We start from the raw sequence: 21,168 nt of genomic DNA on the forward strand, positions 1-21,168 counted from the left end.
CGGTTATCCTCCCTTAAGACACGCTGATGCGCGGGTTGAGATAGACATATCCGATGTCGGATATGAGCTGCGTGACCAGCACCACGATCACCGACACCACCGACACGCCCAGCAAAAGCTCGATGTCGTTGTTGCCGGCGGCCTGCACCAGCGTCCAGCCGAAGCCCTTGTAGTTGAACAGCGTCTCGACGATGACGACCCCGTTCAAGAGCCAGGGGAACTGCAGCATGATCACCGTGAAAGGCGCGATCAGCGCGTTGCGCAGCGCGTGTTTCACCACGATGTTGGGAAAGCTCACGCCTTTCAGCCGCGCGGTGCGGATGTATTGCGCGGTCATGACCTCGGCCATCGAGGCGCGGGTCATCCGCGCGATATAGCCCATGCCGTAAAGCGCGATGGTCAGCACCGGCAGGAAGAAATTCTCGAAATTGGCGCTTTCCATGGCGCTGGTTGCGGTGCCCTTGAACCATTTGAGCCCCACCGCCGACGACGCGAAGACCGCGATCAGGATCACCCCCGACACGTATTCAGGCGTGGCCGTCGTGGTGATCGCCACGGTCGAAAGCGCCCGGTCGGTGCGCGACCCCTCGCGCATCCCCGCCAGAACGCCCAGGATCAGCGCCGAGGGCACCATCAGCACCATGACCCAGAACATCAGCTTGCCCGTCAGCCCCAGCCGCGTGCCGATGATCTCGCCCGCGGATTCCTGAAAGACCGTCGAATAGCCCCAGTCCCCCTGCAGGATACCGCAGTATGTCGGGGCCTCCTCGGGGGCGATCCCGTCGCGGATACATTTGCCGCGCACGTCGCCGCTGTCCGACTCGATCACGTAGCCCGGCAGCACGCCCAGCCATTGGCCGTATTTGGTCAAGAGCGGCTGGGTATAGCCGCGGTTGTCCAGCCAGCTGGCGACCTCTTCCTCGGACATGCGGAAATTGCCCTGGGTCTTGGCCAGTTTTTCGAGGTTCGGGTAAAGGTTGGTCAGAAAGAAGACGATGAACGTCAGGCACAGCGCCGTGATGATCATGATCCCGGACCGACGAAGGATGAACAGTCCCATGGTGCCTCTCTTTGGTCTTGTTATTGCGGACCGGTCCCGTGGCTGCGGCCCGTCCCTTGGCAAACGGGCCGCCCTTTGGGGCGGCCCGTGCGATGGTCTCTATCAGGCGGCGAAGCCGTACTTGTAAATCTGCGGCAGGAACGCGATGTGCATGTCCGTGCCGAGCAAGCCGGGCTTGTTGTGGCGGTAGAGCGAGCGCCAGTAAGGCTGGATGGTCACGCCTTCGTCGACCATGATCCCCTGGATCTTGCCCATCACCACGCGGCGCGCGTCGGCATCGGCGATCGAGTTGGCCTCGGCCAGCAGCGCGTCGAACTCGGGGTTTTCGAACCCGCTTTCGTTCCACGCCTCGCCCGAACGGTAGGCCAGCGCCAGAACCTGGGTGCCCAGCGGGCGGTGGTTCCAGTTGGTCGAGCTGAACGGATAGCCCACCCAGTCGTTCCAGAAGGTCGAGCCGGGAAGGATCGTGCGCTTGACGTTGATGCCGGCGTCGCGCAGCTGGGCGGCGACCGCATCGGTGGTGTTCTTGCGCCAGTCGTCGTCGATCGACAGCAGCTCGTGCTCGAAATCGGCCATGCCGGCCTCTTCCATCAGCGCCTTGGCCTTGGCCGGGTCGTAGGGCAGGCGGCCCACATCGGGGTTGTATTCCGGATGAACCGGCGCAACGTGGTGGTTGTCGGCCACGACGCCGCGGCTTGCATAGCCCAGTTCCAGGCAGACCTGGTTGTCGACCGCCATCGCCAGCGCCTGACGCACGCGCTTGTCGGCGTAAGGCATGATGCCGTCCACCTCGGCCTTCTGGTTCGGGCGGATCACGATGGTCGCGCCGGTGACCACCTCGGTCTTCTCAAAGCCGATGGCGTCGAGGATGTCGATGAAATCGCCGATGCTTTCATAGAATGTGTCGACCTCTTCGGCCTCGGCAGCGGCCAGCCAGGCGGCGGGGTCGGTGCCGTAGTCGATGTACTCGATCCGGTCGAGGTAGAACCCGCCCTCGTCGAAGGCGCTGTTGCCCCACCATTCGTGGTCGCCCTTGACCAGCACGGCCTTGACGCCGACGTCGAGCTGTTCGACCACCATCGGGCCGGTGCCCACGAGGGTCGACAGATCGGCATCGGGGTTATAGCTCGAATGCACCACGGCGGCGGGATAGTCGGCCATGCCGGCGATGATGGTGATGTCCGGGCGCGGCAGCTTGATCATGACGGTCAGGTCGTCGGGGGCCGACACCACGCCGTCGGCCAGCTTGCCGGTGGCGTCGTCGATCAGTGTCGCCATGCGGCCGGCCATCGAGTTGCCCTCGACCGACTTGTCGCACCAGCGCTCGATCATGCGGACCACATCGGCCGAGGTAAAGTCGTCGCCGTTGTTCCACTTGATGCCCGGGCGGACGTTCAGCGTGTATTCGGTCGCGTCTTCATTGGCCGACCAGCTTTCCAGAAGCATGCCGCGGAAGGTGCCGTCGGAATTGTATTCGACCATGTATTCCAGCGTGCCGGCGGTCACGTAGGCCATCTGGGTCCAGTCGTAGGTGCGCGGATCCTTGTGCAGGCGGACTTCCATCTGCATCCGCAGGGTGCCGCCCTGCTGGATATGGGCGGCGGCCTGCGCGGGGCTGCCCAGCCCGCCCAGAGCATAGGCGGCAGTGGCGGTCACGCCCAGCATGGTCGTGCGAGCGAGGAACTCGCGGCGGTCCATCAGACCGGCCTTGAACTCGTGTGCATACATCTTCGCAGCGGGGTGCACCCACTGCTGTTGGTCGGTCTGCGTCATCTTCATCTCCCTGTGACACTCATTTTTATTCGGGATTTTTCAGGTTTTTACCTGCGCTGACCGATGTATTCCGAACATCGCAGCCATCACCCCCGTTTATGTGATGGGCATTCGGCACGAGATTGGCAGTGCCGTCAACGGCTGGTTTCGCCGAAATGGAACACAAAAACGACATTGTCCTTTTTCAAAAGCGACATTTGTCGGGGGCGGCATCCTTATTCGGGTGCGGCCTGCCGCAGCGCGCGGCGCAGCACGGAGGGCGCCTTGCCGGTATGCGAGCGGATGAAGCGGGTGAAATAGGCGGGCGAATGAAAACCCAGATGCCGCGCGACATTCTGGATCGGCGGCGTCGGCTGGCCCAGCAGCACCTGCGCCGCGTGAAGGCGGCGTTCGGTCAGGATCTGGTTGGCGGATTTGCCGCAGGCGGCGCGGCAGGCGCGGGTCAGATGGGTCGGCGTGACCTCCAGCGCGGCGGCATAGGCCGCGACCGGGCGGTCGCCGGGCGGCCCCGCGACCACATCGCGCACAAAGCGCCGAACCAGCCGGTGCCCGGCGGTGTCCTCAGGGGCGTCCGCCGCGCCCGCAGCCTGCTGCCGCCAGAGCCAGACCGCGATCAGCCGGACATGCGCCTCGAGCGCCTCTTGCAGCAGGGGCCGGTTCTGCGACATCTCGCGCTGCATCGCCTCGATATGGCCGGTCAGCTCGGCCTGGCCGAGGCTGTCGCGCACCCGCAGATGTAGCGGCTCTTTCGGCAGGCGCCCGGTCAGCCCGGCGGGGCTGATCACCACCTGCGCCAGCGATTGCGGCCCGGGGTCGATCGACCAGAGCCTCCCCGCCGGCAGCCAAAGCGCGTTATGCGTGCCCATCCCGCGCCGGATGCCGTTGATGACGACCCGGCCCTGGCCGCGGGTGATCCAGATCAGCACGTTGTCGGGCCGGTCGTGCAAGAGCCCCGTGCGCCAGCCCTGACCCTGCACCATCCGGGCATAGGTCATCGACCGAATCGGGGCCAGGCCCGCGGTCACGCCGCGGCGCCTTCGGGTGTGTAACGGTGCCAGCCCGACATACGGGCGCGGAACCAGGTGCGCTGGCGCTTGGCGAATTGGCGGGTGGCGATGGTGGCGCGTTCCGCCGCCTTGTCCAATGTCATTTCGCCGCGCAGATGGGCGATCAGCTCGGCCGCGCCGATGGCCTTGGCCGAGGGCAGGGCGGGCGACCAGCCGGGCTCGTTCGCCCGCGCTTCGTCCAGCGCGCCTTGCTCCAGCATGGCCTGAAACCGCGCCGCGATGCGGGTGTTCAGAACCTCTTTGGGCAGATCGAAGAGGATCGGCGTCACCCGATCCAACGGCAGGCGCGGTGGCGGGGTGTCGTCCTGCCAGGCGGCGATGCCGCGCCCGGTCATCTGCAACACCTCCCAGGCGCGCTGCACCCGCATCGGGTTGGCGGTGTCGATCCGCGCGCGGCTTTCAGCGTCGAGCGCCTCTACCATCGCCGCCAGCCCGCGCTCGCGCAGTTCGGCATCGGCGCGCGCGCGCATCTCGGGCGTGGTGGCGGGGATGTCGGCCAGCCCCTCGGTCAGCGCCGAGAAATAGAGCCCGGTGCCCCCCACGATGATCGGCCTGTCGGGCCCCTGCAGGATCGGTTCCAGATCGCGCAGCCACTGGCCGACCGAATAGGGCGCGTCGCCCGGCACGTGCCCGTAAAGCAGATGCCGCGCCTGCGCCTCGTCCTCGGGCGAGGGGCGCGCGGTCAGGATGCGCCAGTTGGCATAGACCTGGATGGCGTCGGCATTGACCACGACCCCGCCCTGATCCCGCGCGATCCGCAGCGCGAGCGCGGATTTGCCGCTGGCCGTCGGCCCGGCGATCAGAACCGGACGGTCCGGCGCGATCTGCGGAAGCGTCATGGACTGTCCCCGTCTGGCCCTGCCTTGGCTGCCCGAATGCCGGTGCGGCGTGAACCGCCATTGCAGCCAACCGCGTTTTCGGACATTTATGCCCGCAATCCTAGACCCTGAACCGAACGGAGCGCAACATGGCGGACCAAGCCCAACCCGAGACCACCTTTCGCCGTGTGATGCTCAAGATTTCGGGCGAGGCGCTGATGGGGGACCAGGGCTTTGGCCTGCACCCCCCCACGGTCGAGCGCATCGCGCGCGAGGTCAAATCGGTGCACGACATGGGCGTCGAGATCTGCATGGTCATCGGCGGCGGCAACATCTTTCGCGGGCTGCAAGGGTCTGCGCAGGGGATGGAACGCACGACCGCCGACTACATGGGCATGCTGGCCACGGTGATGAACGCGCTGGCGATGCAATCGGCGCTGGAGGGGCTGGGCATCCACACCCGGGTCATCAGCGCCATAACCATGAACGAGGTGGCCGAGCCCTATATCCGCCGCCGCGCCGTGCGGCACCTGGAAAAGAAACGGGTCTGCATCTTCGCCGCCGGCACCGGCAACCCCTATTTCACCACCGACACCGCCGCGACGCTGCGCGCCTCCGAGATGAACTGCGAGGCGATCTTCAAGGGCACCAAGGTCGACGGCGTCTACGACAAGGACCCGATGAAATGCGACGATGCGGTGCGCTATGACCGGGTCAGCTATGACGATGTGCTGCAGAAGAACCTCAAGGTGATGGACGCCTCGGCCATCGCGCTGGCGCGCGACAACAACCTGCCCATCATCGTCTTCTCGCTGGACGAACCGGGCGGCTTTCGCGGCATTCTGGCGGGCAAGGGCACCTATACCACCGTGCACGGCTGAGCCCGCCCGTGGCGCCTTGGGCGGTAGGATCTATACAAGCCGGACGGAACCGCCTAGACACGGGGGCCAAGGAAAAGAACACGTCCCGAGGATAACATGGCAGACGATTTCGAACTCGACACAGACGATCTGACGCGGCGCATGGACGGTGCCATGGCGAATTTGCGCACCGAATTCGCCTCGTTGCGGACCGGGCGGGCCTCGGCCTCGATGCTGGAACCGGTGATGGTCGATGCCTATGGCGCGATGACGCCGATCAACCAGGTCGGCACCGTCAACGTGCCCGAGCCGCGCATGGTCACCGTCAACGTCTGGGACAAGGGTCTGGTGGGCAAGGTCGAAAAAGCCATTCGCGAGAGTGGCTTGGGGATCAATCCTCAGACCAACGGCACGATCATCATGCTGCCCATCCCCGAGCTGAACGAGGAACGCCGCCGCGAGCTGACCAAGGTCGCCGGGCAATATGCCGAACACGCGCGGGTCGCGATCCGCAACCTGCGGCGCGACGGCATGGACCAGATCAAGAAGGCCAAGGCCGACGGTCTGTCCGAGGACGACCAGAAATTCTGGGAGGCCGAGGTGCAAGAGCTGACCGACACTTATATCGGCAAGGTCGACAAGCAGCTCGAGACCAAGCAGGAAGAGATCATGCAGGTCTGACCGGTCCATTGCGTCGATCCCACCACAGGAGCCGCCATGGCCGATGACATCCGCAGCCACAAGGGCCCGCGCCATGTGGCGATCATCATGGATGGCAACGGCCGCTGGGCGACCCAGCGCGGCCGGCCGCGGCTTTTCGGGCATCACGCCGGCGCGCGGCGGGTCCGCGAGATCGTCGAGGCCTGCCCGGATTACGGCGTCGAATACCTGACGATCTTCGCCTTTTCGACCGAGAACTGGAAACGCACTCAGGTCGAGGTGGCCGGGCTGATGAGCCTCTTTCGCCGCTACATCACCAAAGAGGCGCGCGCGCTGCGCGACGAGAACGTCCAGGTGCGTTTCATCGGCGACCGGGTGCGGCTCGATGCCAAGCTGGTGTCGCTGATGGACGAGCTTGAGCTGATGACCGCCCATTGCACCGGGATCAACCTGACCATCGCGCTGAACTATGGCGGCCGCGACGAGGTCGCCCGCGCCACCAAGCGGCTGGCGCAGGACGTGGCGGATGGGCGGCTGAACCCGCGCGACGTGAATGAAGAAACGCTGCCAAAGTATCTGGACACCTGCGTTTTACCCGATCCGGACCTGGTGATCCGCACCAGCGGCGAGGCGCGGATTTCCAACTTTCTGCTCTGGCAATCGGCCTATTCGGAATATGAATTCGTCGACACGCTCTGGCCCGATTTCACCGCCGGGGAATTCGGCCGGCTGATGCTGTCCTATGGCGCAAGGGACCGGCGGTTCGGAGCGGTCAAGGCATGAGCGGCGCGTCCTGGGACGATCTGGCCCCGCGTCTCGCCTCGGGTGCGGCGATGGTGGCGGTCGGGCTGGGGGCGGTCTGGCTGGGGGGCCTCTGGTTTCACGCGCTGATCGGACTGATCTGCGGGCTGATGGTGTGGGAGCTGGTGCGGATGCTGGACACCGGGCGCACACGTTCGGCCCAGCTGCTGGCGCTGGTCGCGGGGGCCGCGGTGGTGATCGCTATCGAACTGCCCGCGTCCTTCGCGCTGCCGCTCTTGCTGCTGCCCTCGATGGTCGGGCTCAGCCGGATGGAGCAGGGCGGCGCGACCTATGCGGTCTTTACCGCGCTGATCTTGCTGGCGGGCTACGGCATGATGGCCTTGCGCGATGATTTCGGGCTTTTGTGGATGCTTTGGCTGGTGTTGGTAGTCGTGGTGACCGACATCGCAGGGTATTTCGCGGGCCGTCTCATTGGCGGACCCAAGCTTTGGCCGCGGGTCAGCCCCAAGAAGACCTGGTCGGGCGCGACCGCCGGATGGCTGGGGGCCGCGTTGGTGGGGCTTGCCTTTGCCGGCGCGACAGATGCCGGGATCGGGCTGATGGGCATCAGCGTCGCGGTCAGCATGGCCAGCCAGATCGGCGACATTGGCGAAAGCGCCATCAAGCGCCGCGCCGGGGTCAAGGACAGCTCGGCGCTGATCCCGGGGCATGGCGGGCTGCTGGACCGGTTCGACGGGATGCTGGGGGCGGCGCTTTTCATCGTGATCGCCGGGCAGATCGTCGGCTTTCCGCCGGGGCTGCAATGAGGCGGGTGTCGATCTTCGGGGCCACCGGTTCCATCGGGCAGAACACCATCGACCTGATCGCGCGCGATCCCGGGGCATATGACGTCGTGGCGCTGACCGGTGGCAAGAACATCGCGCAACTGGCGGAAGACGCTAAGAAATTGAACGCCAAGGTCGCGGTGACGGCCTTTGAGGACTGCCTGGCACCCTTGCGCGCGGCACTTGCGGGCACCGGGATCGAGGCGGCTGCCGGAGAGGCAGCGCTGATCGAGGCGGCCAGCCGTCCGGCGGATTGGGTGATGTCGGCCATCGTCGGTGCTGCGGGGCTCGCCCCCGGACTGCGCGCGCTGGAAACCGGCGCGACGCTGGCGCTGGCCAACAAGGAAAGCATGGTCTGCGCCGGGCCTCTGGTGATGCAGACCGCGCGCCGCCACGAGGCGCGCATCCTGCCGGTGGACAGCGAACATTCGGCGGTGTTCCAGGCGCTCATCGGAGAGGATATCTCGGCGGTCGAGCGGGTGGTGATCACCGCCTCGGGCGGTGCGTTCCGCGACTGGCCGATCGAGGCGCTGGCCAGCGCCACGCCGGATCAGGCCGCGACGCATCCCAATTGGGACATGGGCCAGCGGATCACCATCGACAGCGCGTCGATGTTCAACAAGGCGCTGGAACTGATAGAAACCAAAGAGTTTTTTGGCTTCACCCCCGATCAGATCGAGGCCGTCGTCCACCCCGAATCCCTGATCCATGCGCTGGTCGGCTTTCGCGACGGCGCGCTGATGGCGCATGTCGGCCCGCCCGACATGCGCCACGCCATCGGTTTCGCGCTGCATTACCCCGACCGCAAGGCGCTGCCGGTGCACCGGCTGGATCTGGCGCAGATCGCCACGCTCAGCTTCCGGCCCGCCGACGAGGCCCGCTGGCCCGCCCTGCGGCTGGCGCGCGAGGTGATGCAGACCGGCGGGCTGGCGGGGGCGGTTTTCAACGCGGCCAAGGAACGCGCGCTGGACGCCTTCATCGAAAAGCGCATCGGCTTCACCCGGATGACCGACGTGGTCGAGGCGGTGTTGAACAAGCTTTCAGCGCATCCGGGTCATATTGATGCCGGGATAACTCTTGATAACGTGCGCGAGGCAGACCATCTCGCCCGCCAGACGGCGGACGATGTGATAAGACAGGCAAACTGGAACAACTAAAGGGCTGAACCTTTGGACCTAGCGATTTTACTTCCCGAGTTCGGCAGCGTGATCTGGACGCTTGTCGCCTTTGTCGTGGCGTTGTCGGTGATCGTGGCGATCCATGAATACGGCCATTACATCGTCGGCCGCTGGTCGGGGATCCATGCCGAGGTGTTTTCGCTGGGCTTCGGGCCGGTTCTGTTCTCGCGCCACGACAAGCACGGCACGAAATGGCAACTCGCGGCGCTTCCCTTTGGCGGCTATGTCAAGTTCATGGGCGACGCCAACCCGTCGGGCGGGGTGGACGCCGACGCGATGCAGGGTCTGTCGGACGACGAGTTGCGTCACACCATGAACGGCGCGCCGCTCTGGGCGCGGACGGCGACCGTCGCGGCGGGACCGCTGTTCAATTTCGCGCTGTCGGTGCTGATTTTCACCAGCGTGTTCCTGTGGCGCGGGGTGGCGTCCGAGCCGCTGACCGTGGGCGATCTGGAGCCGCTACCCTACACCAACGAGCTGCGCATCGGCGACGAGATCGTGGCGATCGAGGGCAAGGCCCCGCCGGCCTTCGACGAAGAGATCAGTTTCGACAGCTATCTGCGCGCGCTGCCGGTGCAGCCGACGCTTGACTATACCGTGCGCCGGGGTGGCGAGACGCTGACCGTGTCCGGGCCTTATGTCTTTGCCCCCATCGCCAGCCAGATCGTGCCGCGGTCGGCGGCCAGCGACATCGGGATGCGCCCCGACGACGTGATCCTGTCGATCGACGGCGACCCGATCTTTGCCTTCGACCAGCTCAAGGAGCGGGTCGAGGGCTCGGAGGGCGCGTCGCTCGAGCTTGAGGTCTGGCGCGATGGCGACATCCTGGATATGACGCTGACGCCGCGCCGGGTGGACGAACCGCAGGACGACAATTCGTTCAAGACCTTCTACCGGATCGGCATCACCGGCGGGCTCTTCTTTACCGCCGCGACCGAGACGCCGGGCGTCGGAGAATCGCTGATGTCGGGCGTGGCGCAGGTGGGCGCGATCATCCAGGGGTCGCTGTCGGGGCTGTGGCACATCGTGACCGGCGCGATCAGCACCTGCAACCTTTCGGGTCCCATCGGCATCGCCGAGACCTCGGGCGACATGGCCAGCCAGGGCACGTCGAACTTTATCTGGTTCATCGCGGTTCTCTCGACCGCAGTCGGGCTGCTGAACCTCTTTCCGGTGCCGGTTCTGGACGGTGGGCATCTGTGCTTTTTCGCCTACGAGGCAGTGTCGGGCCGCCCGCCCAGCGACCGTGCGCTCAAGGTCCTGATGTCCATCGGGCTGACGCTGGTGCTGGGGCTGATGGTCTTTGCGCTGTCCAACGACCTTTTCTGTCCCTGAGCCTCTTCGCGCGGGGCGGGATGTCAAAATCCTGCCCCATTTGCCCCCTAGAAAAGGGCGACGCAACGCGTGAGGAACGAATCCATGCAGACAATCCAAGACGGCTATCGTGGCCTGAGCCTGCTGGTCAGCATCAACTGGGACCGGCTTTTGTACACCGCCACCATCGTGGGCGCGCTGTTCTTCGGTGCCTATCTGGGGTCGCTGTTGTAAAGCGATACAACAACTCGCCCGGAAAGCGCCGAAAACGCGCCCGCGCCTTTTGACAATCCACGGCAATCCCGATACTCAAAACCCGATGGGGCAGTAACTGGATCGGCGATATGACCAAGCACCTTTCGGGGCACTCGGCGCGGGGCAAGCGGGGGCTTGGGCGCGCCGCACCTTTGGCAGCGGCACTCGGCCTTGGGATGGCCTTTTCGGCCATGGCGCCAGCGCCTCAGGCGTGGGCGCAATCCTATGTGTTCAACAGCGTCTCGATCGAGGGCAACCAGCGGATCGAGCCGGGCACGATCCTCAGCTATGCGGGCATCGGCCGCGGCCAGACCGTGTCGGCGGCCGAACTGAACGATGCCTACCAGCGCATCCTCGCCTCGGGCCTCTTTGAATCGGTCGAGATCGTGCCACAGGGCAGCCGCCTGGTCATCAAGGTGGTCGAATTCCCCACCGTGAACCGCATCAATTTCGAGGGCAACCGCCGGATCAAGGACGAGGATCTGGAACCGCTGCTGCAAAGCCAGCCGCGCCGCGTGTTCAACCCGCGCCTGGCCGAGGCTGACGCCGCCGCGATCACCGACGCTTATGTCCAGCAGGGCCGCGTCGCCGCGCGGGTCCAGCCCAAGGTCATCCGCCGCAGCGAAAACCGTGTCGATCTGGTGTTCGAGATCTTCGAGGGCGGCACCACCGAGGTCGAGCGCATCGCCTTCGTCGGCAATACCGAATATTCCGACCGCCGCCTGCGCCGCGTGCTGGAAACCAAACAGGCCGGCCTCTTCCGCGCGATCATCCGCAGCGACACCTTCATCGCCGACCGCATCGAGTTCGACAAACAGGTTCTGTCGGATTTTTACAGCTCGCGCGGCTATGTCGATTTCCGCATCACCGGTGTGAACGCCGAGCTGACGCAAGAGCGCGACGGCTATTTCGTGACTTTCAATGTCGACGAGGGCCAGCAGTTCCGCGTGGGCGAGGTGCTGGTGACCTCGGATCTGCCCGAGGTCGACGCAGAGGCCTTTCAGAAGGCGGTCAAAATCCGCGACGGTGCGGTCTATTCCCCGTCGCTGGTGGAAAACGACATCGCCCGGCTGGAGCGTCTGGCGATCCGCGAGGGGCTGAATTTCGTTCGTGTCGAACCGCGCATCACCCGCAATGACGCTGACCTGACGCTGGATGTGGAATTCATGCTGACCCGCGGCCAGAGGATCTTTGTCGAACGCATCGACATCGAGGGCAACACCACCACGCTCGACCGGGTCATCCGCCGGCAGTTCCGCGTGGTCGAGGGCGACCCGTTCAACCCGCGCGCCATCCGCGAAAGCGCCGAACGCATCCGCGCTCTGGGGTTCTTCGGCAACGCCGAGGTGCAGGCGCGCGAAGGCTCGACCCCGCAGCAGGTCATCGTCGATGTGGATGTCGAAGAGGCGCCCACCGGCTCGCTCAGCTTTGGCGGCTCGTTCTCGTCCGACAACGGCTTCGGCCTTGCGGTCGAGTTCAACGAGCGGAACTTTCTGGGGCGCGGGCAGGGGCTGACGCTGGGCGTCGACACCGGGACGGAATCCCGCAGCTACACGTTCCGCTTCACCGAACCGTCGCTGCTGGGCCGCGACCTCGCCTTTAACTTGAACCTCAACTACAGCGAGACGGACAACTTCGCGGCGGAATACGACACGACGCTGGGCTCGTTCCAGCCGTCGCTGAGCTTTCCGCTGTCGGAAAACGGCCGGATGCAGCTGCGCTACACCGCCCGCGCAAGCGAGATCGACGATCTGAGCAGCAATGTGGGCGCGCTGATCACCGCCGAAGCGGATCGCGGCCAGGTCTGGGACAGCTCGGTCGGCTATACCTACAGCTACGACACCCGCCGCACCGGGCTGAACCCGAACGCCGGTGTGCTGCTGGAGTTCGGCCAGGATTTCGGCGGGCTGGGGGGCGACAACACCTTTGTCAAGACAACCGTCCGCGCCGTGGCGCAGACCAAAGTGCTGAACGAAGAAGTGACGCTGCGCGCCTCCTTCAACGCCGGTGCGCTGAATTATTCCAGCGGCTCCAGCCGGGTGACCGACCGTTACTTCCTGGGCTCGTCGCTGATGCGCGGGTTCGAGCTGGGCGGCATCGGTCCGCGCGAATACGGCCCGGGTGAGGTGGATGACGCGCTTGGCGGCAATTACTACGCCGTGGCCCGGTTCGAGGCGGAATTCCCGCTGGGCCTGCCCGAGGAATACGGCATCACCGGGGGCGTGTTCTATGACATCGGCTCGCTCTGGGGGCTGGACGACACGAACGCGAACGTGCTCTACGACGACTTCAGCTCGCGTCAGGTCGTGGGCGTGTCGATCTTCTGGAACACCGCCATCGGCCCGCTGCGCTTCAACTTCACCGAAGCGTTGCAGAAGGAAAAGCGCGACGAAGAGCGTAACTTCGAACTGACTATTTCGACCCAGTTCTGATGCTGCGCCGGGCCGCGCTGTCGCTTGTACTGACATGGTGTCTTGCGCCGCTGGCGGCGGCGCAGGGCCTGTCGCTTCCCGACAGCCCGTTTCTGACAGTCGAGTTCGAAAGGCTCTTTGCCGACAGCGTCTATGGCACCCGCTTCGAGCAGGAGATCGAGGCCGAGTCCGAGGCGCTGGCCGCCGAGAACCGCCGCATCGAGGCGGAACTGGCCGATGAAGAGCGCCGCCTGACCGAGATGCGCGCCGAGATGGAGCCCGAGGCCTTCCGCGAACTGGCAAACGCCTTTGACGAAAAGGTACAGACCTCGCGGCGTGAACAGGACGCCAAGGTGCGCGCGCTCGGCACCCGCCGCGAAACGGCGCAGCGCGAGTTTCTGCGCGCCGCCGAGCCGGTTCTGGCCGAGATCATGCGCGATACCGGCGCCACCGCGATTTTCGAGCGCCGCACGGTCTTTATCAGCGCCGATGCGATCGACATCACCGACGAGGCCATCGCCCGCATCAACGCCGAAGCCGCCGGACAAGGCCCGGACGCCCCGTCGCAGGATTAAGCCGCCTTGCCCCCGAACGCCCGGGTTGCTAGGCACTTGGCAACAGCCCGGAAAGGACGCCTTATGACCGACAGCCTGAAAAGCGCCGATATCCAGCTTATCCAGCGCATTCTGCCGCACCGCTACCCCTTCCTTCTGGTCGACCGGGTCGAGCAGATCGACGGAACTCAATCGGGTGTCGGGATCAAGAACGTCACCATGAACGAGCCGCATTTCCAGGGCCATTTCCCGGGCACGCCGATCATGCCCGGCGTCACCATCGTCGAGGCGATGGCGCAGACAGCCGCCGTGATGGTGGGTGTCGCGCTTGACCTCGCGGACAAGGAAATGCTGATCTATTTCATGGCCATCGACAATTGCAAGTTCCGCCGCAAGGTGATCCCCGGCGATCAGCTCCGGATGGAGCTGACGACGGTGCGCGGCAAGCCCGGCGGCAAGGTCTGGCGGTTTAAGGGCGTGGCCACGGTCGACGGCGAAATGGCCGCCGAGGCCGAATTCACCGCAATGATGGATCTGCCCAAGTGAGCAATGCCACGATCCACCCCAGCGCCGTCGTCGAAGACGGCGCGCGCATTGGCGACGGCTGCGTGATCGGGCCGTTCTGCCACGTCGGCCCCGAGGTGACGCTTGGGCGCGGTGTGGTGCTGAAAAGCCATGTGGTGGTGACGGGCGAGACCTCGGTCGGCGACGAGACGGTGATCTTTCCTTTCGCGGTGATCGGTGAGGTGCCGCAGGATCTTAAGTTCAAGGGCGAAAAGACCCGGCTGGTGGTGGGCGCGCGCAACCGCATCCGCGAGCATGTGACCATGAACGCCGGCACCGAGGGCGGCGGCGGCGTCACACGCGTGGGCGACGACGGGCTCTTCATGGCGGGCTGCCATGTGGCGCATGACGCGCAGGTGGGCGACCGGGTGATCCTGGTGAACAACTCGGCCCTGGCGGGCCATTGCGTGATCGAGGACGACGTGATCGTCGGCGGGCTTTCGGGGGTGCACCAATGGGTGCGCGTGGGGCGCGGCGCGATCATCGGCGCGGTCACGATGGTGACCAACGACGTGATGCCCTACGGTCTGGTGCAGGGCCCGCGCGGCAAGCTCGACGGGCTGAACCTGGTCGGGCTCAAGCGCAAGGGCGTGGCGCGGTCCGACATCACGGCGCTGCGCGCGGCGTTCCAGATGCTGGCGCAGGGCGAAGGCGCCTTTCAGGAACGCGCCCGGCGGCTGGGCGAGGAAACCCAGTCCGACTATGTGCGCGAAATCGTCGATTTCATTCTGGGCGACAGCGACCGGTCGTTCCTGACCCCGGGCTGAGACCGTGCTGGCGCTGATCGCAGGGGCAGGGGCCTTGCCCGCGGCGGTGGTCGCGGCACAAGAGAGCCGCCCGTTTGTCTGCGCCCTTCAGGGCTTTGCGCCCGAGGGGCTGACCCCCGACATGACCTTCCGCATCGAGACGCTGGGCACGCTGTTGCAGACCCTGACCAAAAGGGGCGTGACGCGGGTCTGTCTTTGCGGCCATATCCGCCGGCCCGAGATCGATCTTGGCGCGCTCGACGATCTGACCCTGCCGCTGGTGCCGCAACTGCGCGACGCAATGGCGCGCGGCGACGACGGTGCGCTGCGCGGGGTCATCGGCATTTTCGAGGCGGCGGGATTTCAGGTGCTGGCCGCGCATGAGGCCGCGCCCGCGCTCTTGCCGCCCACGGGCGTACTGACCGAGGCGCAGCCGCCCGAGAGCGCCGCAGAGGACGCCGCGGCGGGCGATATCGTGCTGGCCGAACAGGGCCGCGCCGATCTGGGCCAGGCCTGCGTGATCCGCGGCGGCCGGGTTCTGGCGCGCGAGGACGACCGTGGCACCGATGCGATGCTGACAGATGCCGCGCGGGCGGGGATCGATGCGCGCGAGGCCTCGGATCCGTTCTCCTGGGCGATGGACACGGCGGGCGATCTTTTGGGCGGGGCCGCCGACTGGCTGTCGGGGCGCGATCAGACCCCGCGCGACGGTTTGCTTTTCAAAGGCCCCAAGCCGGGCCAGGACCGCCGCGCCGATTTGCCGGTGATCGGCCCCGGCACTGTGCAGAAGGTGGCCCAGGCCGGGCTGGGCGGCATCGTGATCGAGGCGGGCGGCGTGATGGTGCTGGACCGGGCGCGCGTGATCCGGATGGCGGATGCGGCGGGGCTTTTCCTCTGGGTCCGCGAAAGGCCCGTCTGATGCGCGTCTTCATCATCGCGGGCGAGCCTTCGGGCGACAAGCTGGGGGCGGCGCTGATGGCGGGGATGCGGGGGCTTTTGCCCGAGGGGGACGTCAGCTTTACCGGCATCGGCGGCCCGCGCATGACCGACGAGGGGCTGCAAAGCCTCTTTCCCATCGATGAGATCAGCATCATGGGGATCTCGGAGATCCTGCGCGAATACCGCCACCTCAAGGCCCGCATCCGCCAGACCGCCGACACGGTCCTGCGCGAAAGACCCGATGTGCTGATCACCATCGACCTGCCCGAGTTTTCGCTGCGCGTCGCGCGGCTGGTCAAGGCCGCCAGCGACATCCGCACGGTGCATTACGTGGCCCCCACGGTCTGGGCCTGGCGGGCGGGGCGGGCGCAGAAGATGGCCGCGCATATCGACCAGGTGCTGGCGCTCTTGCCGTTCGAGCCGCCCTATATGGAGGCCGCCGGGATGCGTTGCGATTTCGTCGGGCATCCGGTGGTGACCGACCCGCAGGCCAGCGCCGCCGAGGCGCAGGCCTTACGCGCATCACAGGGGATCGGCGACCGGCCGGTGGCGCTGCTCTTGCCCGGCTCGCGCCGGTCCGAGGTGGGGCGCCTCTTGCCAATCTTCCGCGAGGTGGCGCTGCGGCTGACGGCTGCGCGCCCGGATCTGGCGCTGGTGCTGCCCGCCGCATCGCCGGTCAGCGGAATAATCCGCAAAGCGATGGGCGACTGGCCGGGCCAGCCGCTGATCATCGACCCGGAAAGCGACCCGGGCGGCGCGCGGAAACGCGCCGCCTTCGCCGCCGCCGACGTGGCCCTGGCGGCGTCGGGCACCGTTTCGCTGGAGCTGGCGGCGGCGGGCACGCCGATGGTGATCGCCTACGACATGAACTGGCTCAGCCGCCAGATCATCGGGCGGATGCTGCGGGTGGATAGCGTGACGCTGGTCAACCTGGTGTCCGATACAAGGGCAGTGCCGGAATTCATCGGCAAGGCCTGCCGGCCCGGCCCCATCGCCGAGGCGGTGCTGGATGTGCTGGCCCATCCCGGCGCGCAGCAGGAGGCGATGGCGCTGACCATGGAGCGGCTGGGCAAGGGCGGCCCGCCGCCGGGCGAACGCGCAGCACAGGCGGTGCTGGAGGGGCTGGCCCAGGGCAAGCCCCTGCATTGAACGCAGCCATCGGGCCACGAAAAAGCCCCGGTGCGGGCTGCACCGGGGCCTGATCGTTCGACGAAGCCGCGCTTACTGACGCAGTTCGGACACTTCGTTATAGGCGGCGGTGAAACCGCTCAGCGACATGTTGACGGTCACCTTCTGATCGGGCGCCAGCATCGGCACGATGGTCACCGTCGCATTCGCCCCCGCGCGGAAACGCGCCACGTCCTCGGCGGTAAAGCCGACGCGGGCATAACAGCCGATCTGCGTGCAGAAGGAAAAGTCATAGCGCCGGGCCGCGCCGCCGTCGACGGCCATGGTCAACTTTTGCGTCAGCAGCGTCTCGAGCGGCACGACAAAGGTGCCCCCGGCGACGATCTGGCCGCCGTTGGCCACCTTGAAGAGGCTGGCCTCGGCCACGCTTGCGCCATTCGGATCTTTCAGAAGCTGGTACATCTGGCAGGGCTCTTCGCCCTCTTGGACGCGCAGGCACTGAAGATCCCAGTCGCCGTAGGTGGCCTTGACGTAGGTCGGCTGTTCGGGCTCACCCTCGGGGCCCACGGGTTCGCCGGGGTCAAGCTGGTTGCCGGTAACGGCCTGGTTCTGGGTTTCGGTCGCGTCGCCCGTGCCCTCGGCGGCCTGTTGCGCAAAGGCGGCCGGTGCCGCGAGAGCCGCCAGCAGCGGCAGGACAAATAACGTCTTGGTCATCGAATGCTCCCCTCGGATGAGATCTTGTTAACGGGGCGATTAACATGACATTTCGCAAGTGTCAGGGCAAAAATTCCGGGTTTGCCCTGGCCCAAGCAACCGTCCGCCGAGCACCCCGCATTAAGAAAGGGGCCTTGCGGCCCCCTCCATTTATTCTCCCTGTCGGACCGGCCGACTTTGTCATTGGGGGGACGCTACGAAACTGCGCACCAGCGGTCAACAGTGAATTTCGTGCACAATCGCGCGAGATTAACAAAAAAGACCGCGCCCGTGGGCGCGGCCAGTCTGACGGGGAGGAAGTTCGCCCGGACCAAAGAGGACATGACGGCCCGGAACGGATTTCACACTGGCGGCAATTGGTTAAGATTGTATGGTCGGCGCGAACGGTTTGGAGGGGTGGCATGGAGAACGGCGTCTTTGTCGGTGGCGGCGGGCCGGAATATGGCGAAAAGCAATGGCTCGACCTGAAATACGCCAACCGTCACGGTCTGGTGGCCGGGGCGACGGGCACCGGCAAGACGGTGACCCTGCAGATTCTGGCCGAAGGCTTTTCCGCGCAGGGTGTTCCGGTCTTCCTGTCGGACGTAAAGGGCGACCTCTCGGGGCTGGCGCGGCCCGGGTCTGAGGCGTTCAAGCTGCACGGCGCCTTTACCGAACGCGCGGGCAAGATCGGTTTCGACGACTATGCCTACAGCGCCTTTCCCGCGACCTTCTGGGATCTCTTCGGGCAGGAGGGGCACCCGGTACGCACCACCGTCGCCGAGATGGGCCCGCTGCTGATCTCGCGTCTGCTCGAGCTTTCCGAGGCGCAGGAGGGCATCCTCAACATCGCCTTCCGGCTGGCCGATGAAGAGGGGCTGCCGCTGCTCGATCTCAAGGACCTGCAGGCGCTGCTGGTCTGGGTCGGCGAGAACCGCGCCGACCTGAGCCTGCGCTACGGCAATATCTCGGTGCAGTCGGTGGGCGCGATCCAGCGGCGTCTGCTGGTGCTGGAAAACCAGGGCGGCGCGGGGATTTTCGGGGAACCGGCGCTCGATCTGGCCGACATGATGCGTCTGGCCCCGGACGGGCGGGGGCAGATCAATATCCTGGCCGCCAGCACGCTGATGGCCTCGCCCCGGCTTTATGCGACATTCCTGCTGTGGCTTCTGTCCGAGCTTTTCGAAGAGCTGCCCGAGGTGGGCGATCCGGACAAGCCCAGGCTGGTTTTCTTCTTCGACGAGGCGCATCTGCTGTTCGACGACGCGCCCAAGGCGCTGGTCGACAAGGTCGAGCAGGTGGCGCGGCTGATCCGGTCGAAGGGGGTGGGGGTCTATTTCATCACCCAGAACCCCGACGACATCCCCGAGGACATTCTGGGCCAGCTCGGCAACCGGGTGCAGCACGCGCTGCGCGCCTTTACCGCGCGCGACCGCAAGGCGCTGAAACTGGCCGCCGAGACCTATCGCGAGAACCCCGCCTTCGACACCGAAGCGGCCATCCGCGAGGTCGGCGTGGGCGAGGCGGTGACCTCGATGCTCGAGAAAAAGGGCGTGCCCGGCGTCGTGCAGCGCACGCTGATCCGGCCGCCCTCGTCGCAGCTGGGCCCGATCAGCGCGGAGGAGCGGGCGCAGGTGATCGCCGCGTCGGATCTGGGCGCGAAATACGCCCAGACGCTCGACCGTCGTTCGGCGCATGAAATCCTGCGCGACCGCGCCGCCCAGGCCGCCGCCGCCGCCGAGGAAGCCGAGGCGCGCGAAGAAGAGCTTGAGGCGCAAGAGCGCGAATACAAGGCCGCGCGGCGCTATACCGGTGGCCGGGTCAGCCGCTCGACCGCGCGGCCCCTGCGGCGCGAACCCAGCTTTGGCGAGGCGATGACGAAAATGGTCGCCAAAGAGCTGACCGGCACGACCGGGCGCCGGCTGGTGCGCGGGATTCTGGGCGGGCTCTTCAAGGCGCGCTGAGGCGCTCAGCGGCGGGCGAAGATCAGCGCGATCTGCCGCGCCTGCCGCTGGAAGACGCCGGGGCGTGCGGGCGCATCGCCCCGCGCCTGCGCCTCGGCGATGACGCGCGGCACCAGCAGCACCGCCAGAACGCCAAAGACCAGCCCTCCGGCCGCCTGTCCGATCAGCACGCCGGGCGCACCGTAAAGCGCCGCCCCCGCCCAGACGAAGGGGATGGTGCCCAGCGTGTGCCGGCCCCAGTTCATCCAGGTGGAATAGAACGGCCGTCCGAGGTTGTTGAAACAGGCGTTGGCGACGAAGAGCGCGCCGTTAAAGAAAAAGGCCAAAGCCAGCGGCCCGCAAAAGAGGTAGATCAGGCTCAGCGTCACGCCCTCGGCCTCGAAGATCGCCGCGATGGGGCCGCGCAGGGCGAAAAGCACCAGCGCCATCAGCGCCACGAACCCTGCGGTGAAGAGCAGCGCATCGCGCAAGGCCAGCCGCACCCGGTCGTAACGCCCCGCGCCGTAATTCTGGCCGATGATCGGCCCCACGGCCCCCGAAAGCGCAAAGATCGTGCCGAAGGCCACCGGCGTCAGCCGCGCCACCACCGCCATGCCCGCCACCGCGTCTTCGCCGTAGGCCGCCATCGAGCGGGTGACCCAGGCCTGACCCACCGGGGTTGCCAGCTGAGTCAGGATCGCGGGCACCGATATGGCGAGGATCGGCGGAAGGTCGGCCATGAACGCGCCCGGGCGCGGCAAGGACAGGCCGCCGTGATGGCGAAAGATCGGCCGCAGGGCGAGCGCTGCGATGGTGATGCGCGCCGCGACGCTGGCCATGGCCGCCCCGGCCAGTTCCAGGTTCAGACCGAAGATCAGGATCGGGTCGAGTGCCGCGTTCACCAGCCCTCCGGCGATGGTCGCGGTCATGGCGCGGCGCGCGTCGCCGTGCGCGCGCAGGATCGCGCCTCCGGCCATGCCGAGATGAAGGAAAGGCAGGGTCGGCACGATGATCGACAGATAGAGCACCGCCTGATCCTTGGTCTCGCCCTTGGCGCCCAGCAGATCGACCAGCGTCCCGAGGTTCATCCAGACCACCGCGGCAAAGAGCGCCGACAAGAGCGCCCCGGCGATCAGCGCGTTCGACGCGCGCTGGCGCGCGGTCTCTTCGTGCCCCGCTCCCAGGGCCCGCGCCACCAGCGCCCCGGCGGCGATGGCGATACCGATGTTGAAGGAGGTGGTGAAAAACAGGATCGCCCCGGCATAGCCCACCGCCGCCGCCAAAGCGGCATTGCCCAGCATCGAGATGAAGATCATGTCGACGAAATCGACGATGAACACCGCCATCAGCCCGACCGAGGCCGTCAGCGACATCACCGTGACATGCCGGAACAGGCTGCCCTCCAAGAATTTCGCCTGTTCCATACCGCACCTTTACCGACCCCGGCGAGGATTGGCCGCGCCGGCCCCTTTGCGCAAGGAAAAACGCCCGGCCGGGGGCCGGGCTTTGTGATCCGTCGTGGGCAAGGCCGCGGCGTCGGGTCAGCTCTTTCGGCAGCCGGAGGGTCCAGAGCGTGCCGCCCCGATCGAGGGCGTTCGCCTTCCTGGCCACGTCGTCAC

The 21,168-nt window shown here is 66.3% G+C and carries 20 protein-coding genes; 14 read left to right on the top strand and 6 right to left on the bottom strand.

Annotated features, from left to right (window positions below; translation table 11 throughout):
* Positions 1-13: 13 nt before the first annotated feature.
* The 4 genes from RXV88_RS17305 to miaA all read right to left on the bottom strand — a co-directional run bounded on the left by RXV88_RS17305 (position 14) and on the right by miaA (position 4,739).
* On the bottom strand, positions 14-1,060 hold the full coding sequence (locus tag RXV88_RS17305; protein ID WP_316294748.1) for an ABC transporter permease: 1,047 nt from the start codon (positions 1,058-1,060) through the stop codon (positions 14-16).
* A 102-nt stretch (positions 1,061-1,162) separates the two neighbouring features.
* Positions 1,163-2,833, bottom strand: coding sequence for an ABC transporter substrate-binding protein (locus RXV88_RS17310; RefSeq protein WP_316294749.1), 1,671 nt, complete (start codon positions 2,831-2,833; stop codon positions 1,163-1,165).
* A 215-nt stretch (positions 2,834-3,048) separates the two neighbouring features.
* Positions 3,049-3,858: an AraC family transcriptional regulator gene (locus RXV88_RS17315; protein WP_316294750.1), complete on the bottom strand. Its 810-nt coding sequence runs from the start codon at positions 3,856-3,858 to the stop codon at positions 3,049-3,051.
* Positions 3,855-4,739: a tRNA (adenosine(37)-N6)-dimethylallyltransferase MiaA gene (gene miaA, locus RXV88_RS17320; protein WP_316294751.1), complete on the bottom strand. Its 885-nt coding sequence runs from the start codon at positions 4,737-4,739 to the stop codon at positions 3,855-3,857. Before miaA ends, RXV88_RS17315 begins: the two co-directional genes overlap by 4 nt.
* Positions 4,740-4,867: 128 nt before the next feature.
* Here miaA and pyrH point away from each other — a divergent pair, with 128 nt between their 5' ends.
* The 13 genes from pyrH to lpxB all read left to right on the top strand — a co-directional run bounded on the left by pyrH (position 4,868) and on the right by lpxB (position 16,934).
* Complete coding sequence (gene pyrH / locus RXV88_RS17325; protein WP_316294752.1) at positions 4,868-5,599, top strand: UMP kinase; 732 nt, start codon at positions 4,868-4,870, stop codon at positions 5,597-5,599.
* Positions 5,600-5,695: 96 nt separating this feature from the next.
* On the top strand, positions 5,696-6,259 hold the full coding sequence (gene frr, locus RXV88_RS17330; protein ID WP_316294753.1) for a ribosome recycling factor: 564 nt from the start codon (positions 5,696-5,698) through the stop codon (positions 6,257-6,259).
* A 36-nt stretch (positions 6,260-6,295) separates the two neighbouring features.
* The gene (locus RXV88_RS17335) at positions 6,296-7,021 is read left to right on the top strand and encodes an isoprenyl transferase (protein WP_316294754.1); all 726 of its coding nucleotides are present in this window, start codon (positions 6,296-6,298) and stop codon (positions 7,019-7,021) included.
* Positions 7,018-7,806 (top strand): phosphatidate cytidylyltransferase, encoded by a 789-nt coding sequence (locus RXV88_RS17340; RefSeq protein WP_316294755.1) that lies wholly within the window; start codon positions 7,018-7,020, stop codon positions 7,804-7,806. The genes RXV88_RS17335 and RXV88_RS17340 overlap by 4 nt, the downstream gene beginning before the upstream one ends.
* Complete coding sequence (gene dxr, locus RXV88_RS17345) at positions 7,803-8,981, top strand: 1-deoxy-D-xylulose-5-phosphate reductoisomerase (RefSeq protein WP_316294756.1); 1,179 nt, start codon at positions 7,803-7,805, stop codon at positions 8,979-8,981. Before RXV88_RS17340 ends, dxr begins: the two co-directional genes overlap by 4 nt.
* Positions 8,982-8,993: 12 nt before the next feature.
* Positions 8,994-10,337 carry an RIP metalloprotease RseP gene (gene rseP, locus RXV88_RS17350; protein WP_316294757.1) on the top strand — a complete coding sequence of 448 codons (1,344 nt, stop codon included), beginning with the start codon at positions 8,994-8,996 and terminating at the stop codon, positions 10,335-10,337.
* An 84-nt stretch (positions 10,338-10,421) separates the two neighbouring features.
* Positions 10,422-10,550, top strand: a complete 129-nt coding sequence (locus RXV88_RS17355) for a hypothetical protein (protein ID WP_316294758.1) — start codon at positions 10,422-10,424, stop codon at positions 10,548-10,550.
* Between the two features lie 110 nt (positions 10,551-10,660).
* On the top strand, positions 10,661-13,003 hold the full coding sequence (bamA, locus tag RXV88_RS17360) for an outer membrane protein assembly factor BamA (RefSeq protein WP_410468837.1): 2,343 nt from the start codon (positions 10,661-10,663) through the stop codon (positions 13,001-13,003).
* Positions 13,003-13,557 carry an OmpH family outer membrane protein gene (locus RXV88_RS17365; RefSeq protein WP_316294759.1) on the top strand — a complete coding sequence of 185 codons (555 nt, stop codon included), beginning with the start codon at positions 13,003-13,005 and terminating at the stop codon, positions 13,555-13,557. The genes bamA and RXV88_RS17365 overlap by 1 nt, the downstream gene beginning before the upstream one ends.
* A 63-nt stretch (positions 13,558-13,620) precedes the next feature.
* A complete protein-coding gene (fabZ, locus tag RXV88_RS17370; RefSeq protein ID WP_316294760.1) occupies positions 13,621-14,082 on the top strand; it encodes a 3-hydroxyacyl-ACP dehydratase FabZ in 462 nt (153 codons plus the stop codon).
* Positions 14,079-14,867, top strand: coding sequence for an acyl-ACP--UDP-N-acetylglucosamine O-acyltransferase (gene lpxA / locus RXV88_RS17375; protein ID WP_316294761.1), 789 nt, complete (start codon positions 14,079-14,081; stop codon positions 14,865-14,867). Before fabZ ends, lpxA begins: the two co-directional genes overlap by 4 nt.
* Positions 14,868-14,871: 4 nt before the next feature.
* A complete protein-coding gene (locus RXV88_RS17380; protein WP_316294762.1) occupies positions 14,872-15,765 on the top strand; it encodes an LpxI family protein in 894 nt (297 codons plus the stop codon).
* Positions 15,765-16,934, top strand: a complete 1,170-nt coding sequence (gene lpxB / locus RXV88_RS17385; protein WP_316294763.1) for a lipid-A-disaccharide synthase — start codon at positions 15,765-15,767, stop codon at positions 16,932-16,934. The genes RXV88_RS17380 and lpxB overlap by 1 nt, the downstream gene beginning before the upstream one ends.
* A 72-nt stretch (positions 16,935-17,006) precedes the next feature.
* Here lpxB and RXV88_RS17390 read toward each other — a convergent pair whose 3' ends face one another.
* Positions 17,007-17,627: an invasion associated locus B family protein gene (locus tag RXV88_RS17390; protein ID WP_316294764.1), complete on the bottom strand. Its 621-nt coding sequence runs from the start codon at positions 17,625-17,627 to the stop codon at positions 17,007-17,009.
* 401 nt (positions 17,628-18,028) lie between these two features.
* On the opposite strand from RXV88_RS17390, the gene RXV88_RS17395 reads away from it, so the two are divergent.
* Positions 18,029-19,570: a helicase HerA-like domain-containing protein gene (locus RXV88_RS17395; protein ID WP_316294765.1), complete on the top strand. Its 1,542-nt coding sequence runs from the start codon at positions 18,029-18,031 to the stop codon at positions 19,568-19,570.
* Between the two features lie 5 nt (positions 19,571-19,575).
* On the opposite strand, the gene RXV88_RS17400 is transcribed toward RXV88_RS17395, so the two are convergent.
* A complete protein-coding gene (locus RXV88_RS17400) occupies positions 19,576-20,973 on the bottom strand; it encodes an MATE family efflux transporter (protein ID WP_316294766.1) in 1,398 nt (465 codons plus the stop codon).
* Between the last annotated feature and the right edge of the window lie 195 nt (positions 20,974-21,168).

The organism is Aestuariicoccus sp. MJ-SS9, from assembly GCF_032586235.1.
In the GTDB taxonomy this organism is placed as follows: Bacteria; Pseudomonadota; Alphaproteobacteria; order Rhodobacterales; family Rhodobacteraceae; genus Aestuariicoccus.

What these genes read in the sequence shown, in the direction of transcription:
- RXV88_RS17305 (WP_316294748.1), bottom strand. Translation starts at nt 1,060, where the DNA reads ATGGGACTGTTCATCCTTCGTCGGTCCGGGATCATGATCATCACGGCG.
- RXV88_RS17310 (WP_316294749.1), bottom strand. Translation starts at nt 2,833, where the DNA reads ATGACGCAGACCGACCAACAGCAGTGGGTGCACCCCGCTGCGAAGATG.
- miaA (WP_316294751.1), bottom strand. Translation starts at nt 4,739, where the DNA reads ATGACGCTTCCGCAGATCGCGCCGGACCGTCCGGTTCTGATCGCCGGG.
- pyrH (WP_316294752.1), top strand. Translation starts at nt 4,868, where the DNA reads ATGGCGGACCAAGCCCAACCCGAGACCACCTTTCGCCGTGTGATGCTC.
- frr (WP_316294753.1), top strand. Translation starts at nt 5,696, where the DNA reads ATGGCAGACGATTTCGAACTCGACACAGACGATCTGACGCGGCGCATG.
- RXV88_RS17335 (WP_316294754.1), top strand. Translation starts at nt 6,296, where the DNA reads ATGGCCGATGACATCCGCAGCCACAAGGGCCCGCGCCATGTGGCGATC.
- RXV88_RS17340 (WP_316294755.1), top strand. Translation starts at nt 7,018, where the DNA reads ATGAGCGGCGCGTCCTGGGACGATCTGGCCCCGCGTCTCGCCTCGGGT.
- dxr (WP_316294756.1), top strand. Translation starts at nt 7,803, where the DNA reads ATGAGGCGGGTGTCGATCTTCGGGGCCACCGGTTCCATCGGGCAGAAC.
- RXV88_RS17355 (WP_316294758.1), top strand. Translation starts at nt 10,422, where the DNA reads ATGCAGACAATCCAAGACGGCTATCGTGGCCTGAGCCTGCTGGTCAGC.
- bamA (WP_410468837.1), top strand. Translation starts at nt 10,661, where the DNA reads ATGACCAAGCACCTTTCGGGGCACTCGGCGCGGGGCAAGCGGGGGCTT.
- RXV88_RS17365 (WP_316294759.1), top strand. Translation starts at nt 13,003, where the DNA reads ATGCTGCGCCGGGCCGCGCTGTCGCTTGTACTGACATGGTGTCTTGCG.
- fabZ (WP_316294760.1), top strand. Translation starts at nt 13,621, where the DNA reads ATGACCGACAGCCTGAAAAGCGCCGATATCCAGCTTATCCAGCGCATT.
- lpxB (WP_316294763.1), top strand. Translation starts at nt 15,765, where the DNA reads ATGCGCGTCTTCATCATCGCGGGCGAGCCTTCGGGCGACAAGCTGGGG.
- RXV88_RS17390 (WP_316294764.1), bottom strand. Translation starts at nt 17,627, where the DNA reads ATGACCAAGACGTTATTTGTCCTGCCGCTGCTGGCGGCTCTCGCGGCA.
- RXV88_RS17395 (WP_316294765.1), top strand. Translation starts at nt 18,029, where the DNA reads ATGGAGAACGGCGTCTTTGTCGGTGGCGGCGGGCCGGAATATGGCGAA.
- RXV88_RS17400 (WP_316294766.1), bottom strand. Translation starts at nt 20,973, where the DNA reads ATGGAACAGGCGAAATTCTTGGAGGGCAGCCTGTTCCGGCATGTCACG.